Source organism: Paludibacterium flexuosum (genome assembly GCF_037076605.1).
GTDB lineage: Bacteria > Pseudomonadota > Gammaproteobacteria > Burkholderiales > Chromobacteriaceae > Paludibacterium.
Genome location: NZ_AP029060.1, coordinates 367289 through 384069, shown reverse-complemented (window position 1 = coordinate 384069; position 16781 = coordinate 367289). Strand labels below are relative to the sequence as shown.

Genomic DNA, 16781 nt, shown 5'->3' with positions numbered 1-16781 from the left:
CCTTCCGTTGTCAGGCGACGGCAATCTCCAAAACCTGCATTTCTTCACCGGCCCGGATGTCCAGCTGGAAGCCGCCGCACTGTGGGCAGGGTGCCGCCAGCGCGACCGGTGACACCAGTTGCAAGCAATTCGCGCACCAGGCTTCGGCCGGAGGACGCTCCACCTCATATTCGGCGCCGGCTGCCGGCCCGTCGCGCGCAACCAGCTGACAGCAATACAGCAAGGCATCGGCATCGACATGTGCCAGCGCACCCAGCGCCAGACGCACCCGCGTCACCTTGCTGGCGCCGGCCCGACTGGCGGTTTGCTCAACGATCCGCACCACGCTTTCCGCCAGCATCAGCTCATGCATAAATCCTCCTAGATCTGCTTATATTAACATCTTCGAATATCTGCGCGCAGTGCCGCGCACACGCGGTGTACTGTCGACACTTCGACACTTTTGACGATCTGGCACACGGCACTGACGGTTTCGACACCCGGCGTCGACAAACCCTGCGCCCCGTCAGGCTGGCAACCCAAGAATTTCAACCCGCAGCCCCTGCGTACAAACCCCCGGCAAATCAATGTGCTAAGCCCGTCGCAACCCGAATCGGCCTTGCGCTGGCGCAAATCGCCGCCCCCGGTGACAGCGGCATAATCGAACCTGGCACAACATATGCAACTGACAGTCCCGGGCAATCGCAAATTGCCATCGCACTAGCCCGATTGTTTTGCATCAAGTCCGGAGCCCAAAGGAGGCGGAAACATGAACCGGTTCATCATTGCTGAACCCCAGAATTGCATTGGTTGCCGAACCTGCGAGGTGGCGTGCGCCATGGCGCACCCGGTCGGTGAGGGCACGGAAATGCTGTCCCCGGCCAATTTCAGACCCAGGTTGAAGGTCATCAAGAGCGCGCGGGTCAGTACCCCGGTGCTGTGCCGCCAGTGTGACGATGCCCCCTGTGCCAAAGCCTGTCCGAGCGGCGCCATTGTCCGGCGCGAAGACAGCATTCAGGTACTGCAGGAACGCTGCGTCGGCTGCAAGAGCTGCATGGTGGCCTGCCCCTACGGCGCGATGGATGTCACCACGGTCCCGGCACCCGGCAAGAGTGTCCTGAAGAGCCAGGCCAGCAAGGCGCTGGCGCTCAAGTGCGACCTGTGTATCGATCACCCGGGTGGCCCGGCCTGTATTCCGTCCTGTCCGACCAAGTGCCTGCATCTGGTTGACCAGGCCCGGCTGGAAGCCGCCATGAAGAAACGCCGCGAACAGGCAGCACTGGATGTGCCGCCACTGCCGTTCTGACCGCTCTCACTTTTCCGCTGAAGGAATCGCAACATGAAGAAGGTAATTACCGTTTGTCCGTACTGCGGCTCGGGCTGCAAGCTGAACCTGCTGGTCGATAACGGCAAGGTGGTCGGCGCCGAAGCCGCCAATGGCGTGACCAACGAAGGTGAACTGTGCCTGAAGGGCTATTACGGCTGGGACTTCCTCAACGACACCAAGCTGCTGACCCCGCGTCTGAAGCAACCGATGATTCGCCGCCAGCGTGGCGGCCAGTTCGAAGCCGTTTCCTGGGACGAGGCCATCCAGTTTGCCAGCTCGCGCCTGAAGTCCATCAAGGAACAATACGGCCCTGACGCCATCATGATGACCGGCTCGTCACGTGGCACCGGCAACGAATCGAACTATGTCGCGCAAAAGTTCGCCCGTGCCGTCATCGGCACCAACAACATCGACTGCTGTGCCCGCGTCTGCCACGGCCCGTCGGTCGCCGGCCTGATGGTCACGCTGGGCAATGGCGCCATGAGTAATTCGATCTGCGAAATCGAAGATACCGACTGCATCCTGGTCTTTGGCTACAACGCCGCCGATTCGCACCCGATCGTGGCGCGCCGCATCCTCAAAGCCAAGGAAAAAGGCGCCAAGATCATTGTCTGCGACCCGCGTTTCATTGAAACCGCTCGTATCGCCGACCTGTACCTGCCACTGAAAAACGGCTCCAACATGGCGCTGGTCAACGCCTTCGCCAATGTGCTGATCCAGGAAGGCCTGTACAACCAGCATTTCGTCGAGCATTACGCCGAAGGCTTCGAGGAATACAAGGCGATGGTCGCCAAGTACACCCCGGAGTACACCGCCGAGATCACCGGCCTGGAACCGGAGCTGGTGCGCAAGGCCATGCGCATGTATGCCAAGTCGGCCACCGCCACCATCCTGTGGGGCATGGGCGTGACCCAGTGGGGTCAGGCCGTCGACGTGGTCAAGGGGCTGTCCAGCCTGGCCACCATCACTGGCAACCTGGCCCGCCCGAATGTCGGCGTCGGCCCGGTCCGCGGTCAGAACAATGTCCAGGGCGCCTGTGACATGGGGGCCCTGCCCAACACCCTGCCCGGCTATTACAGCGTGACCGATGCCGAGGCCCGCGAGCGTTTCGCCAAGGCATGGGGGGTGCCGAGCCTGCCGGCCGAGAAGGGCTACAGTCTGACCGAGGTGCCGCACCTGATCGAAGAAGGCAAGCTCAAGGCCTACTACATCTTCGGCGAAGATCCGCTGCAGACCGAGCCGGATCTGGGCGTGATGCGCAAGGCCTTTGCCAAGCTGGACCTGATCATCGTTCAGGACATCTTCATGACCAAGACCGCCATGATGGCCGATGTCATTTTGCCGGCCACCTCGTGGGGCGAGCATGAGAATGTCTTCTCCAGTGCCGACCGCGGCTTCCAGCGCTGCTACAAGGCCGTGGACGCCCCGGGCGACGTCAAGGACGACTGGGAGATCCACAGCCTGATGGCCACCGCCATGGGCTATCCGATGCACTACAACAATGCCCGGGAAATCTGGGACGAGTTGCGCGGCCTGTGCCATCTGTACACCGGCGCCACCTACGAGAAGATGGCGGATCTGGGCTATGTGCAATGGCCCTGCCCGACGGAGGACCACCCCGGCACACCGTGGCTGTACGAAGGCAACAAGTTCGACACCCCGAGCGGCAAGGCGCTGCTGTTTGCCGCCGAATGGCGTGCGCCGCTGGAAAAGGTCGATGCCGATTATCCGCTCGGCCTGTGCACGGTGCGTGAAGTGGGGCACTACTCTTGCCGCTCGATGACCGGTAACTGCGCCGCGCTGCAAACCCTGGCCGACGAACCGGGCTTTGTCCAGATCCACCCGGACGATGCCAAGACCTACGGCATCCAGGATCAGTCTCTGGTCTGGGTTTCCTCGCGCCGCGGCAAGGTCATCACCCGAGCCAACCTGAACCCGCGTGTCAATGCGGGGGCGGTCTACATGACCTATCAGTGGTGGATCGGTGCCTGCAACGAACTGACCGCCGAGCATCTGGACCCGATCTCGAAGACGCCGGAGTACAAATACAGCGCCGTCAAGGTCGAAGCCATTGCCGACCAGGCATGGGCCGAGCAGCATGTGCATGAGACCTACAGCAAGATGAAGGCCGACATGCGCCAGGCGGCCCTGAACTAGCCGCAAGCCGCCCCCGGCCGCGCCGGGGGCGTTTTACAGATTCAGCAAGAAGCTCATGATGCGTGATATTGCCCCTTTGCAGGATCGTTTTGGCCGCCGGATCGATTACCTGCGCCTGTCGCTGACCGATCGCTGCGATCTGCGCTGCAGCTATTGCCGGCCGCACGCCTTTGACGGCTACAGCGAACCGGAGAACTGGCTGAGCTTTGAGGAAATCACCCGTGTCGTCGCCGCCTTTGCCCGCATGGGCGCAGGCCGCATCCGACTGACCGGCGGCGAACCGCTGCTGCGTCGCAATCTGGTGCAGCTGGTCGGGCAACTGTCTGCCCTGCCCGGCGTGCACGATCTCTCGCTGTCGACCAATGCCACCCAGCTGGCCAAACATGCCACGGCACTCAAGGCCGCCGGCCTGGCACGCATCAATGTCAGCCTGGATTCGCTGGATCGCGCCTGTGTGCGCGAGGTCTCCGGTCGCGACAGTCTGGACGCCGTGATGGCCGGCATCATGGCCGGCAAGGCCGCCGGACTGACGCCGATCAAACTGAATATGGTCGCCATGCGCGGCGTCAATGAACATGAAATCACCCGCATGGCCGCCTTCTGCCTGGAACACGGCTTCATCCTGCGCCTGATCGAAGCCATGCCGGTCGGCGACAGCGGACGCAACACCGCCTATCTGTCGCTGGACGAGGTGCGCCCGGTCCTGGTCGAACGTTTCGGGCTCACGCCCTCGTCGGCCGAGCTCGGCGGCGGGCCGGCACGTTATTGGGAAACCGCCGACGGTCGTGGCCGCATTGGTTTCATCACGCCGATTTCGCAGCACTTCTGCGCCACCTGCAATCGGGTTCGCCTGTCGGTGGACGGTACGCTCTATCTGTGCCTGGGGCAGGAAGAACGCTTCGAATTGCGCCCGCTGCTGCGCGCCGGCATCGATGATGCCGGCCTGGAAGCCGCCATCCGCCAGGCGGTGGAACTCAAGCCGCACAGCCATGATTTTGTCGCTGCACCACAGAAGATCATGCGCTTCATGTCGCAGACTGGCGGCTGAGACAGACTTGTGAGTCATCCGGCATCTCCGTACACTGCCGGACAGCCCTTCACGGAAAGATCATTCATGCCGCAAGAGACCCCGACCCGGTCCGGCCATGGCCGCGTCACCGTTCAGCGCCACCGCCATGGCGCAGTGCAGATCGTCACGGACAGCGTGGCAGAAGAATGCCCGGTCGCCCTGGTCTTCAACGGCATCTCCCACGCCGTGATGATGGCCACACCGGCCGATCTCGACTGTTTTGCCCTGGGTTTCGCCCTGTCGGAAGGCATCATTGCCGAGGCCAGCGCCATCCGTGACATGGAAGTCATCCATCACGCACAAAGCGCCGAAGTGCAAATGGAACTGGCCAGCGCAGACTTCATGGCGCTGAAGGCCCAGCGGCGCGCGCTGGCGGGACGGACCGGCTGTGGTGTCTGCGGGATTGAAAGCATCGAATTACTGGATCTGGAACCGGAAGTCATCCGGGTCGACACCCCGGCCCCCGAGGTCAGCGAAGCCATGATCGGCCAGATCCTCGCCGCGCTGCCGACGCATCAGCCGCTGATGCAGGCCACAGGCTGCGCACATGGCGCAGCCTGGTGCTCGCGCACAGGAAAAATCATCCGGGTCTTCGAGGATGTCGGTCGTCACAATGCGCTGGACAAACTGCTGGGCTGGATGGCGCGCGAGCAGATCGCCCCCGACAGCGGCCTGGTCTTTCTCACCAGCCGCGCCAGTTACGAACTGGTGCGCAAGGCGGCGCGACGCAATATCCCGCTGATTGCCACCATCTCGGCCCCCACGTCTCTGGCCATCGACATTGCCCGCAAAGCCGGCATTCGCCTGCTGAGTTTTTGCCGCAGCAATGGCTTTGTCGTTTACTGAGCCGCAGCAGCAAGCGCCGTCATTTCAGATAAGCGTGCAGCACACGGGACACCTGCGCCATGTCCTGCTCGCGCTTTTCCTCCGTACTTCCCCCATCCATCAGATGGGTGCGCATATAGCCATCCAGCACTTCTGCCATCAGGCCATTGACGGCGCCGCGGACTGCCGCCAGTTGCTGTAGCACAAGATGACAGTCGGTCTGCTGCAGCAGCGCGGCCTCCAGAGCCTGCGCCTGACCGATGATGCGCCGAACGCGAGTCAAAACGGCACGGTTGTTGTGGGGCATGTGTGTCATTTCGTTCTTTGTTGAGCATCGATACCTGCCCTGCAAACCAGGCATCACCCGCCACCCGGACATCATGCCAATAGCAGGCAATCATCCATAAGATACTGGTGAAAATTCCGAAATTCAGGGTTTTATCGTCTCACCTCAACCCATTTCAAGCAATAAATTCAAAAGACATATTTGACCTCAAACAAGCAACCATCAGGGGCGGTTTGCTGGGGCAGGTAAATATGAGAAGTCCATGATTCATTTAATAAAGTAAGACTTATCTTAAACTACTTGTCGTTGCATTCCCTTTTCTCATGCCCTATGTACAATCCCTCATGTAAGTAGCGTGAACCGGGACAGATTAATCCGTCAGAGGCGAATGAAAACACTCAGATCGCCATGACATGTTCCTTGTCGATGACACTGAACTTTTGTGCAAGCGCTGCCTCAATGTGACAGCGCCATGACAAACGCACTTGCCCATCGCCAGATTGCCACGGCACGGGCTTGACGATTCCCCGTTCTGAAAAATTGCGGGCAGACCGCCACGGGATTCGGCTCGGCTGCAATTAAACTTTTTGTTATTTCTGTTTAAATTATATATAGAGGTATTGATCATGCTTAGCAAAGAAGTCAATTTCGATCCGCGTGAAATGCGTCGCCGCCTTGACCTGAACCAGCAGGAATTCTGGTCCGCCGTCGGCGTGACGCAGTCGGGAGGTTCGCGTTACGAGCAGGACCGCCGCATTCCCAAGCCGGTCATGGAACTGCTGCGACTGCGCTATCAACTCGGCATCAAGCTGGAAGACATCACCGAGCAGAATGCCACCATGATTCGCGCCATTACTGAGGGCCATCTGGATACCGGCACGCTGAAACAGCAGCTGGATCGCATCCAGCGCGTCATCAAGGCCAGCCAGCAACTGGCCTACAGTGCCTCCGAGCTGTCCGGCGCCGCCGAAGCCGTGCTGAGTGACCGCGAAAAGCAAGCGATGAGCCCCTGCCTGGGCTGATCATGCCCCTCACGGGAGTCCGGCACCGCCCGGACTCCCGTGCACCACCTCTCCCGGGTGTGACGGGGGCAAGAAATCGACACTTTTGTCGCCAATCTGCCCCAAATGGGGGGCTGCCGGTTGATCCAGACCAAACCTTTGCCGGTTTAATACTGTCATTTCCCTTCGCCTGTGCAATATTCCACCAATATCAAGTTTTACTGTTAGAGCACATCTCAGCGCCACCCCCTTCCGGTCGACGTCGGCAAGTACCGCGCACTCAGTGGCACACCGCCAGGCATTGCCCCGGTTGACAATATGGCATCTGAGTATGCACTCTTGCGCCTACTTGATCGGTCCGGGCCCTTTTTCCCGGCCAGCACAGTACCCACAGGCACAGAAAATTATTTTCAGGCCGCGCAAGAACGGCCGGGAGCGAAGTACATGTTTGTCTCAGCGCGTAAACTGACCCAGTTTCTCAAACCGCTGTCGGAAGCCACCCGTGACGGCGTCGACCTGACGGTCACGCTCGATGATCGTGGCAGTCTTGGCTGGATTGCCCAACTGATCAAAGGTCTGATCAATCGCTTCCACGGCGCATTGATCAAAATCGCCGGCACCGCCATCCGCCTGTCGCAACAGGCACCGGAGCTGGCCAAGCTCTCCCGCCTGCTGGAAGAACGCTCGCGTGCCCAGCAAAGCAATGCGGAGAACATTTCCACCGCCAGCCGCATTCTGGCCGAGACCGTCGACTCGATCACCACCAGCGCCAGCGAGGCCTCGGCATTTTCCCGCCAGGTGGCCGAAGCGGCCGAAAGCGCCAACAGCAATGACCTGTTGAGCCGCAAGCAGATTCAGGCGATCGGCGACAGCACCAGCGCACTGGAGCAGCAGATGGCGCTGCTGAAAGACAGCTCGGCGTCGATCAGCGAAGTGGTGGAACTCATCAAGAACATCGCCGACCGCACCCGTCTCTTGTCGCTCAATGCGGCCATCGAGGCCGCCCGCGCCGGCGAACAGGGCCGCGGCTTTGCCGTGGTGGCGGACGAAGTCCGCAAGCTGGCTGACCAGACCATGTCGGCCACCCAGAATGTCGAGGAGTTGCTGGCCACCATTCAGGAACAGGTCAGCACCTCCAGCGAAACCATGGTGGCCATGTCGCAGCAGGTACACACCGGCATCACCGTCTCGCAGGCCGCCGGCGCCTCGATTGAGGCCGCCTCGCGCGACATCAACACCCTGATTGAGCATGTACGTGTCATCGCTGAAGCCAGCAGCTCGCAGAACGAGAAAGTTCACGCCATTACGGCGCAAATCGGCGAAGTCGTGGAAAGCACCCAGCAACAACTGGTCGATGCCCGCGAACTGGCCTCACGTGCCACCCAGGTCAGCGAACAGTGCGATGTTCTGCTGACGGAAGTCGGTGAATTCCGCTTTACCGGTCACAAGCGCATGCGGCAGGTGGTGGAAGAGGAAATCGCCAAGTGGCAGCTGACCCGCCTGGACCCGGATGACCTGGATCGCAAGCTGGTCGGACTCTACCAGCGCGAGACCACCTTCGAAATGCTGTGCATCACCGATGTCAGCGGGCGCCAGATCAGCTCTGACGTGGAATCGGGCCAGGTCAACCCGGATGGCCGCAAGAACAACTGGAGCGATCGTCGCTGGTTCCAGGAGCCGGTGCGGCAACGTCGCCTGTTCGTCTCCGACCTGTACCGTTCGGTCGACACCAACCAGTACTGCTTCACCATCGGCACGCCACTGTTTGACCCGCAGGGCCAACTGCTGGGCGTGATGAGCGCCGACGTCCGCTTCAATCACATTGTCGGGCAGTAAGCCACGGGCTCAGGAATAAAAAAGACCGGCGGGCGCGATGCGCCGGCCGGTCTTTTTTTCGCTGCAAATGCGGCGCTCAGCGCACCACGCGCATATCGTTCTGATCGATCTGCAGGCGGACCGAGGTGCCGATCGGCATCAGATCGGCAGCATTACGGTTCAGACGATCCACCAGCAACTGCACGCCACGACTCTCCACCTGATAGCGGATGACGCCACCGAGCAGCTGGTGGCGGCGAATCACCCCTTCAAACATACCCAACTCGTGACTGCCGGCCGCCAGAACGTGAATCGACTCCGGACGGATGGCCATATGACCTTCGATCTGCAAGCCGAGCAACTGATGCGTCTCTTCCGCCTTGAGCAGGTTGTAGTTGCCCATGAAGCGCGCAACGAATTCGGTCGCCGGCTGGGTGTAGATCTCCTCTGCCGAGCCATGCTGCTCTACCCTGCCCTGATTCATCACATAGATGCGATCCGACATGGTCAGGGCCTCTTCCTGATCATGCGTCACGAAGACCGTGGTCAGCTGCAGGCGGCGCTGAATGTCCCGGATCTGCTCGCGCAGATTCTTGCGGATGCGCGCATCCAGCGCAGACAGCGGCTCGTCCAGCAGCAGAATCTTCGGTTCCACCACCAGCGCACGCGCCAGGGCCACGCGCTGGCGCTGGCCACCCGACAGCTCGTGCGGATAACGGGCTTCCTTGCCGGTCAACTCGACCAGCTTCATGACTTCGGCCACCTTGCTGGCGATTTCGCGCCCGGGCAACTTGCGCACCTTCAGGCCGAAGCCGATGTTCTGCTCGACATTCAGGTTGGGAAACAGCGCGTAATTCTGGAAGACGATACCGATACCGCGCTTTTGCGGCGACTGATGGGTAATCTCCTGCCCGGCAACGTGAATCGACCCCTGATTCGGATTCTCGAAGCCGGCAATCATACGCAACACGGTGGTCTTGCCGCAGCCGGACGGGCCGAGGAAGGTGACGAACTCGCCGCGCTCGATGGACATATTGATGTCATGCACCACGGCATGGTCGCCAAAGCTTTTGTTGAGTTGCTTGATATCCAGAAAAGCCATATTTGTTCCAATCAATATTCAGTCACTCAGACCGCTTTGCGTCTGGCACGGCCATTGCGGGCAAAAACCTGGATCAGCCCCATCGAGGCCCAGGTCACCAGAAAGGCGATGATCGCCAGCGCCGACGGCTCATAGGCCCGATTGGCGCCGATCAACTGCAGATAAGGACCAAAAGCCGGCCGGTTGAGCAGGCTGGCCATGGTGAACTCACCAATCACCACCGCAAAAGTCAGGAAGGCACCGGAGAGGATGGCCGACTTGACGTTGGGAAAGATCACTTGCAGCAGGATTTCGCCCCAGCTGGCACCCAGACTCTGCGCCGCTTCGGTCAGGCCACGCACATCCACCGCGCGCAGACCGGTATCGATGGATCGGTACAGATAGGGCAAGGACAACGTGACGTAGCTGGCCATCAGCAGAAAATCCGTGCTGCGCTCATGAGCGGTCAGCGGCAGCCAGGAACTGCTGTTGTACATCTTGAGATAGCCGAACACGATGACGATGGCGGGAATCACCAGCGGCAACAGGGTGATGAATTCAATCAAGCCACGCAGCTTCGGCAGCTTGAGCTGAATCCAGTAAGCCGTCGGCACCACCAGCACGATGCCGGTCACGATGGTCAGCAGCGCCATCATGGTGGAGTAGCTGAAGGTCGCCTGGAACTGCGGATCGGTCAGCACCACCTTGTAGGCATCGAAACTCAGGGCATCGCGACGCATCTTCAGACTGAACAGGAAGGTTGCCAGCAGCGGCAGCAAGAAATAGGCACTGCCGATGATCATGGCCACCCAGGCGCCAAGACGGGAAGAATGGCGACTCATGCCTGCCCCCTTTCCGCGCGGCTGCGCAGCCAGATATAGCCCGCATTGGACAGCCCGGTCACCACGATCATGCCCAGCGCCAGGGCATAGCCCAGGTTCTGGTCATGCAGCACATCGCCGCGAATCTGGGCGAACAGCAGGATCGGCACGATGTTGAGCGAACTGCCGGTCAGCGCATAGGCCGTCGCCACGGCGCCGAACGCATTGGCAAACAACAGCAGCGCCGAGCCCATAATGCTCGGAAACAGGATGGGCAGCGCGACATGCCACCAGAAATACCAGCTGCTGCCGCCCAGACTCTCGCAGGCCTCGCGCCATTCGGCCTTCATGCCGTCGATGGCCGGCGCAATGATCAGCACCATCAGCGGGATCTGGAAGTAGAGATAAGTCAGCGTCAGACCGGTAAAGCTCAGAATGCTGAAGCCGGTGCCATACAGGTCAAAGCCGAGGTAGCTGCGCAGCAGGGCCGTCAGCAGGCCGATTCGCCCCAGCGTCGCCAGAAAGGCAAAGGCCAGCGGCACCCCGGCAAAATTGGAGGCCACCCCGGAAAAGGTCATCAGGGTCGGACGTACCCAGGCCGGCAACCCGCCCTGGATGGCCGCCAGTGCCAGCAACAAACCAATCAGCGCCCCGCCGAAGGCGGATACGAAGCTGACCTTGAAGCTGACCCAGTAGGCCCCCAGGATGTCGTCGGTAAACAGCCGGGCAATATTATTCAGGGTGAAGTGTCCCTGGGCATCCTGAAACGCGCCGATCATCAGCTGCATGGTCGGCAGGATCAGGAACAGCAGGGCAAAAATCAGGAAGGGCGCGACACCGAGCCAGGTCAGGGCCTGACCGGCGTGACGCCGCGGAGCCGGGCCGGCGTGCAGCACGGCGGGCTCTTTGACAGTTTCCGTAATAGCCATCGGTTTTCTTTGCATGGTGTCTTGCTAGGTCTGCATGCCGTGCCGGGTGGCACAGCCTGGCCGCCATGGCGAACCATGGCGGCTTGCGGCTGAACAGCGATTACTTGACGTTACTGCCGACCACGCCATCCCACTGCTTGGTGATGGTGGCCTTGTAGGTTTCCTGATCCTTCAGGCTCGGGAACACAGCCTTCTTGTACAGCCCCGGGTTCGGCAGCTTGGCCAGCAGATCAGCCGGCACCTTCTTCTTGGCAGCCAGATCATTGAAGCGGATCGGGTGGCAATAGCCCTTCAGCCAGCCGATCTGGCCGGCATCAGAGTACAGGTACTCCATCCACAGCTTGGCGGCGTTCGGGTGCGGGGCATACTTGCTGATGGCCTGAACATACACACCGGCCAGCACGCCACTCTTCGGCACCACAACTTGAACGTTCGGGTTGCCCTTCAGAGTGTCGCGATCGGCCAGGGCGTTGTAGTCCCAGCGAATGATGATCGGGGTGGTGCCTTGTGCCAGCGAAGCGGCCTTGCCAATCACCGGAACGAAATTGCCGCTCTTGTTCAGTTGGGCAAAGAACTTCAGACCGGCTTCGGCAGCCTTGGCCGGATCCTTGGCGCCAGAAGCCAGACCAGCGGCATACACGCCGGAAATCGCCTGATTGGCCACGCGCGGATCACCGGCCAGCGCCACGGCATTGCTGTATGCCGGCTTCTGCAGATCCTTCCAGTCAGTCGGTACTTGCTTGATCAGATCAGTGTTGACCTCGAAAGCCAGCACACCGTAGTAGTCGCCATACCAGTAGCCTTCGGCGTCCTTGGCTTCGTTCGGAATGGTGTTCCAGGTCGAGACCTTGTAGGGCTGGATTAGACCAGCTTCTTTGGCTTGCGGTCCAAAGGACAGGCCGACGTCAATGACGTCCGGTGCCTGCGGACCCATATTGCCCTTGTTGGCTTTGATGGCTTCGATTTCGTCGCCCGAGCCGGCATCCGGGTTCAGTTCGTTGATCTTGATGCCGTATTTGGCGCTGAAGTCGGCCAGCATGGCGCCATAACCGCACCAGTCATGCGGCAGGCCGATGGTGGTCAGTTGGCCTTCCTTCTTGGCGGCCTTGATCAGGGCGTCCAGATTTGCAGCCTGAACGGAAGTAGCAACACTCAGAGCACCCAGTACTGCACAAGCAAGCAGATTACGTTTCATGCGTTTCTCACCCTCTGGAATAGTCCACGACAAACAAGCGCGAGGATAAACAGGCAAAATGACAGACCGATGCCACTTTTATGACAAATGTGTTGCAGTAGTAGACATAGAAGACGCGCCCGACAAATGCAAGCCATGACGTCGGTTCGGGAGCCGATGCGTCGCACCCGACATTGAATTGACATAGTCAACTGTTGATATATACAATAATTGAACTAGTCAATTCAGGGGCCCTCATGCTCAATCGCCTCGGCCATCATCTGGCCCACATCGTCAACCTCAAGCGTCGTCTGCTGGATCAGCAATTGCAGACCACCGGCATCACCCGCTCGCAACGGCAGATCCTGCTGATGTTGAATCAGGCCGGCGACTGCACGCAAAAGCACCTGCTCGGTCAACTGGACATGGATCCGGGTCAGCTGGCGCGCACGCTGGAAGGACTGGAAAAAGAGGGGCATATCACGCGTCGCCCGTGGCAGGCCAATCGTCGCTGCCTGTTTGTGGAGATGACCGCAAAGTGTCGAGAAACCCTGATGCCGACCCTGCTGGCAGCCATCGATCGCGTGGATGGCCTGCTGTTTGCCGGATTCAGTGAAGAGGAGCAAGCCCTCCTGCAGGACATGCTGAGCCGGATGCAGCACAATCTGCAGCATCAGGCAGGAGACGTCGATGGACTTTGATCCCCACGTTCTGCCAGAGGCCAGACTCAAACGCCTGTTGCTGGTTTTGCTGCTGCTGATGCCCTTGTTCGGCATGGCGGTGGATCTGATCTCCCCCTCCCTGCCGGCCATGGCCACTGAACTGGGCGAGCCGGACAGTGCCATCAAGAACCTGATCAGCCTCTACCTGCTCGGCTATGCGCTGGGCAACTTCTTTTCCGGCTTCCTGACCGATGCCTGGGGACGGCGCAAGCTGCTGCTGGGTGGCCTGCTGGGCTTCGTGCTGATCAGCCTGCTGCCGATCTGGCTGCCCACCCTGCCCGCACTGCTGGCCACCCGTTTGATACAGGGCCTGATGGTCGGCACCATCTCGGTCGTTGCCCGCTCGGTCTTTCCGGATGTCCTGGCGCCACAGGAACTGGTGCGCATGGGGGTGATTACCGGCAGCATGTTCGGTCTGGGGCCCATCATTGGTCCGGTGCTCGGCGGCTATCTGCAAGTCTATGCCGGCTGGCAGGCCTGCTTCGTGTTCTTTGCCGCCTCGATGGCCGTGATGGCCCTGCTGGTGGCCTGGCATGTACCGGAAACCCATTTCCGGCGCCATGCACTGAATCTGCCGACGATCCGCCAGAATTTGCGCGAGGTGCTGCAACACCGTCAGTTCATGGGCATGGTCATTCTGATGGGGGCGATCTACTCGATGAGCATTGCCTTCAATACCGTCGGCCCCTTCATCATCCAGAGCCGCTGGCACTACTCACCGATCGTGTTCGGGCACATCGCCTTCGGCCTGGGCTGCGTATTCCTGCTGGCTACCTTCCTGTGCCGCTGGCTGGTGGCGCGGTATCCGGTCGCCCGCGTCCAGCAGGGTATGACCCGGCTGCTGCTGGCCGTCACCGCCACCGGACTGATCCTCGGTCAGTGCTGGCCAGACAGCCTGACCCTGCTGTGCGGCATCAGCGCCCTGATGTTTTTCAGCCAGGGCATGCTGTTCCCGATGTCGATGGGACGCGGACTGGCACTGTTCCGGCACATTGCCGGCACCGCCACCGCCCTGATGTTCCTGATTAATATCCTGATGACCAGCCTGACTTCGTTTGTGCTGAGTCTGCTGGCCGTTCATGACGCGCCGTCGCTACTGGCGGTTTATCTGATCCTGGCGCTGATCTGTTTCACGGCCAACCGCTGGCTGATTCAGCCGGCACAACCACCCCGCGCCGCGGACAGCATCGCGTGACAAGGCACGGGCAGCGACAGTCAATCGCCGCTGCCCGGTCCGCACTTCAGCGATCGCCGTAGACAAACCACATCGAGTCGAAATACTCGGCAAATTCCTCTGCCCCGCGCGTCACCACGGCACGACAGGCACCCGCCTTGCGCGCCTGCGCCATATGCGTTTCGACAAAGTAGCGCGCCTCTTCAAAGGTGGCGAATACGCCCTTTGGGCCGACGGCCTTGTCCAGCGCCAGTGACCGGCCGACAACTTTCACCGGGGTGCGAAAGCCAATCACATATTTGTCGCTCAAATCCCCCTGCGGGGTGCGCTGCTTGTTCAATTTATTCCCCATCAATCGTAGCGTTCCACCCGAATACCCTGTGCCTGAATACGAGCCGCCAGCTGCTGCATCCAGGCCGGCGTCACCGCCGAGACCGTACGTCCCTCCTCCAGCATCGGCGGGCGCGCCAGGCCATACAGCAGAACCCCGCGAATGCCTTTCAGCGAGGCCAGCAGGTTCAGATAATCCGTCACAGCCGGCTCATCGGGCGGCGCTCCGTCCAGACAACACATGCAGGTCTGCACCCAGACACTGCAGCAGGCCGCCGCACGCTCGATCTTGCTGCGCATTTGTTCGGGCGTCTGGCGTACCTGATTAACCTCCCGCACCCCGGCCTCGCTGCCGCGGTCAATCTTGACCCAGGCCTCGCCGCCGGCCGCCCCCAGCTCACGCAGGGCCGCCTGCACCGCGGGGCGGTGCAGCATGCTGCCATTGGTGATCACCACCAGCCGGATTTTGCCCGCCAGACCAAACGCCTCGACCTGACGCAACACCGCCTGGATCACCTGAGGAAACTGCTTGCTCAGGGTCGGCTCACCATTGCCTGCCAGGGCGATATCCCGCAACTGGCGCATCGCGGCCGGCACATGCTGCTGCATGAAGTTGCCGTGCAGAATCTCGGCAAGCAAGGCGGCCAGCTCGCGCTCCAGCTGAACCACATCGGTCGCTTCCGGTGCGCCGCGCTGCAGACCAGCTACCTGACAGTATCGGCACCGCCAGTTACAGGCATTGTTCAGATTGAGATTGACGCCGACCGACACCCCGCCGGCACGACGGGAAACCACCGGATAGACATATTGAAAGCCGCTCAGGACCTGATTATGGTCCGTCGGGGAGAGTAATTTGCCCGGTGCCATCACCGGCGTTTGTCGAGCACTCATAAAGGGGCGGATCGGATCATGAATCGCTACAAAAACAGAAGATCACGGGTCACTCACCCGCAGAAACGATGTTAAAACCTTTCCGCTCGCGCGACCAATCCCGAATCAGCATCAACTGATATGGCGCAAGTGGAGCCGGATTATTGTCAGCGGGGAGAAAAACGGGAGGACACGTCTGATGGCCCGCGGGGACGCGGGTTGTTACCGGATAAATCATGTGGTGCGAGCGGAGAGACTCGAACTCTCACGCCTTGCGGCGCTGGAACCTAAATCCAGTGCGTCTACCAATTCCGCCACGCTCGCCAAACCCAAGCAAAGCGACTAAGATCCATCGCTTCGGGAAGGAGCGCAATAGTACCCGAAGCCCCGCCCTGCGGCAAGACGGGAAAATGTGCTCTTGAAAGAAACCAAATTCGATGCAATATGTCTATGTACATGCTGCAAGCAATATTTATAACTCTTGGGAGAAATCCGCTATGCACCCGAACCTTCAAACGGCATACAGCTCGACCTTGGCCGACTCGCGCCAAAAGGTTCTGCGCAATACCTATGCCCTGCTTGGCCTGTCGATGATTCCTTGCGTGATCGGCGCACTGATCGGCACCAATATGAGCTTCATGTTCCTGCGTACCAGCCCGATCATGGGCATGATCCTGATGCTGGTCGCCATTTACGGCCTGATGTTCGCCATCGAGAAGAACCGCTACTCCCCGGTGGGCGCCTATCTGATGTTCGCCTTCACCTTCATGATGGGTTTGCTGCTCGGACCGTTGCTGCAGGTCGCCCTGCACCTCAAGAACGGCGGCAGCCTGGTGATGATCGCCGGCGGTGCCACGTCGCTGATTTTCCTGGTGATGGCCAGCATCGGCGCCACCACCAAGCGTGATCTGTCCGGCCTGGGCAGCTTCCTGACCGCAGGTGCCATCGTGCTGATGATCTGCATGATTGCCAATATCTTCCTGCAACTGCCGGTATTCAGCCTGGTCATTGCCGGTGGCTTCGCGCTGTTCAGCTCGCTGATGATCATGTTCCAGGTCAAGCAGGTAGTGGATGGTGGTGAAACCAGCTACATCTCGGCTGCGCTGACCATCTTCGTCATGATCTACAACCTGTTTACCAGCCTGCTGCAGATCCTGATCGCCCTGAGCGGCAACAACCGAAATTAAGCGGCCGCCGCCACCATGGAAAACGCCCCGCATG

17 protein-coding genes and 1 tRNA gene are annotated in these 16781 nt (G+C 60.3%); 9 read left to right on the top strand and 9 right to left on the bottom strand.

Features of this window, described 5'->3' with window-relative positions:
• Positions 1-10 precede the first annotated feature (10 nt).
• The gene (hypA, locus tag AACH39_RS01825) at positions 11-352 is read right to left on the bottom strand and encodes a hydrogenase maturation nickel metallochaperone HypA (RefSeq protein WP_215776353.1); all 342 of its coding nucleotides are present in this window, start codon (positions 350-352) and stop codon (positions 11-13) included.
• Between the two features lie 396 nt (positions 353-748).
• Here hypA and AACH39_RS01820 point away from each other — a divergent pair, with 396 nt between their 5' ends.
• From AACH39_RS01820 to fdhD, 4 genes are all read left to right on the top strand, one after another.
• The gene (locus AACH39_RS01820; RefSeq protein WP_215776354.1) at positions 749-1285 is read left to right on the top strand and encodes a 4Fe-4S dicluster domain-containing protein; all 537 of its coding nucleotides are present in this window, start codon (positions 749-751) and stop codon (positions 1283-1285) included.
• A 33-nt stretch (positions 1286-1318) separates the two neighbouring features.
• Positions 1319-3463 (top strand): formate dehydrogenase subunit alpha, encoded by a 2145-nt coding sequence (gene fdhF, locus AACH39_RS01815; RefSeq protein WP_338620766.1) that lies wholly within the window; start codon positions 1319-1321, stop codon positions 3461-3463.
• A gap of 58 nt (positions 3464-3521) precedes the next feature.
• Positions 3522-4511 (top strand): GTP 3',8-cyclase MoaA, encoded by a 990-nt coding sequence (gene moaA, locus AACH39_RS01810; RefSeq protein ID WP_215782690.1) that lies wholly within the window; start codon positions 3522-3524, stop codon positions 4509-4511.
• A 66-nt stretch (positions 4512-4577) separates the two neighbouring features.
• On the top strand, positions 4578-5378 hold the full coding sequence (gene fdhD / locus AACH39_RS01805) for a formate dehydrogenase accessory sulfurtransferase FdhD (RefSeq protein ID WP_215776356.1): 801 nt from the start codon (positions 4578-4580) through the stop codon (positions 5376-5378).
• Between the two features lie 19 nt (positions 5379-5397).
• On the opposite strand, the gene AACH39_RS01800 is transcribed toward fdhD, so the two are convergent.
• Complete coding sequence (locus AACH39_RS01800) at positions 5398-5664, bottom strand: metal/formaldehyde-sensitive transcriptional repressor (RefSeq protein WP_252346040.1); 267 nt, start codon at positions 5662-5664, stop codon at positions 5398-5400.
• Positions 5665-6269: 605 nt separating this feature from the next.
• Between AACH39_RS01800 and AACH39_RS01795 the strand changes: the two genes are divergently transcribed.
• A complete protein-coding gene (locus AACH39_RS01795; protein ID WP_252346041.1) occupies positions 6270-6665 on the top strand; it encodes a helix-turn-helix transcriptional regulator in 396 nt (131 codons plus the stop codon).
• Positions 6666-7088: 423 nt separating this feature from the next.
• Positions 7089-8480, top strand: a complete 1392-nt coding sequence (locus AACH39_RS01790) for a methyl-accepting chemotaxis protein (RefSeq protein ID WP_215776359.1) — start codon at positions 7089-7091, stop codon at positions 8478-8480.
• A gap of 76 nt (positions 8481-8556) precedes the next feature.
• Here AACH39_RS01790 and AACH39_RS01785 read toward each other — a convergent pair whose 3' ends face one another.
• The 4 genes from AACH39_RS01785 to AACH39_RS01770 form a co-directional block, all read right to left on the bottom strand.
• Positions 8557-9561, bottom strand: a complete 1005-nt coding sequence (locus AACH39_RS01785; RefSeq protein ID WP_215776361.1) for an ABC transporter ATP-binding protein — start codon at positions 9559-9561, stop codon at positions 8557-8559.
• A gap of 26 nt (positions 9562-9587) precedes the next feature.
• On the bottom strand, positions 9588-10382 hold the full coding sequence (locus tag AACH39_RS01780) for an ABC transporter permease subunit (RefSeq protein ID WP_215776363.1): 795 nt from the start codon (positions 10380-10382) through the stop codon (positions 9588-9590).
• On the bottom strand, positions 10379-11290 hold the full coding sequence (locus tag AACH39_RS01775; protein ID WP_215776365.1) for an ABC transporter permease subunit: 912 nt from the start codon (positions 11288-11290) through the stop codon (positions 10379-10381). The genes AACH39_RS01780 and AACH39_RS01775 overlap by 4 nt, the downstream gene beginning before the upstream one ends.
• Before the next feature lie 100 nt (positions 11291-11390).
• Entirely contained in the window at positions 11391-12485 is a 1095-nt protein-coding gene (locus AACH39_RS01770) for an ABC transporter substrate-binding protein (protein WP_338620765.1), read from the bottom strand.
• A gap of 236 nt (positions 12486-12721) precedes the next feature.
• Between AACH39_RS01770 and AACH39_RS01765 the strand changes: the two genes are divergently transcribed.
• Together AACH39_RS01765 and AACH39_RS01760 are read left to right on the top strand one after the other, a co-directional pair.
• Positions 12722-13165: a MarR family transcriptional regulator gene (locus AACH39_RS01765; protein WP_215776369.1), complete on the top strand. Its 444-nt coding sequence runs from the start codon at positions 12722-12724 to the stop codon at positions 13163-13165.
• Positions 13155-14381, top strand: coding sequence for a Bcr/CflA family efflux MFS transporter (locus tag AACH39_RS01760; RefSeq protein WP_338620764.1), 1227 nt, complete (start codon positions 13155-13157; stop codon positions 14379-14381). The genes AACH39_RS01765 and AACH39_RS01760 overlap by 11 nt, the downstream gene beginning before the upstream one ends.
• Positions 14382-14427: 46 nt before the next feature.
• On the opposite strand, the gene AACH39_RS01755 is transcribed toward AACH39_RS01760, so the two are convergent.
• The 3 genes from AACH39_RS01755 to AACH39_RS01745 form a co-directional block, all read right to left on the bottom strand.
• Positions 14428-14700 (bottom strand): hypothetical protein, encoded by a 273-nt coding sequence (locus AACH39_RS01755; protein ID WP_215776373.1) that lies wholly within the window; start codon positions 14698-14700, stop codon positions 14428-14430.
• An 11-nt stretch (positions 14701-14711) separates the two neighbouring features.
• Complete coding sequence (locus tag AACH39_RS01750) at positions 14712-15581, bottom strand: radical SAM protein (protein ID WP_338620763.1); 870 nt, start codon at positions 15579-15581, stop codon at positions 14712-14714.
• Between the two features lie 218 nt (positions 15582-15799).
• Positions 15800-15884: transfer RNA gene (locus tag AACH39_RS01745), tRNA-Leu, on the bottom strand.
• A gap of 173 nt (positions 15885-16057) precedes the next feature.
• On the opposite strand from AACH39_RS01745, the gene AACH39_RS01740 reads away from it, so the two are divergent.
• Complete coding sequence (locus AACH39_RS01740; protein WP_215776376.1) at positions 16058-16747, top strand: Bax inhibitor-1 family protein; 690 nt, start codon at positions 16058-16060, stop codon at positions 16745-16747.
• The last annotated feature ends 34 nt before the right edge of the window (positions 16748-16781 follow it).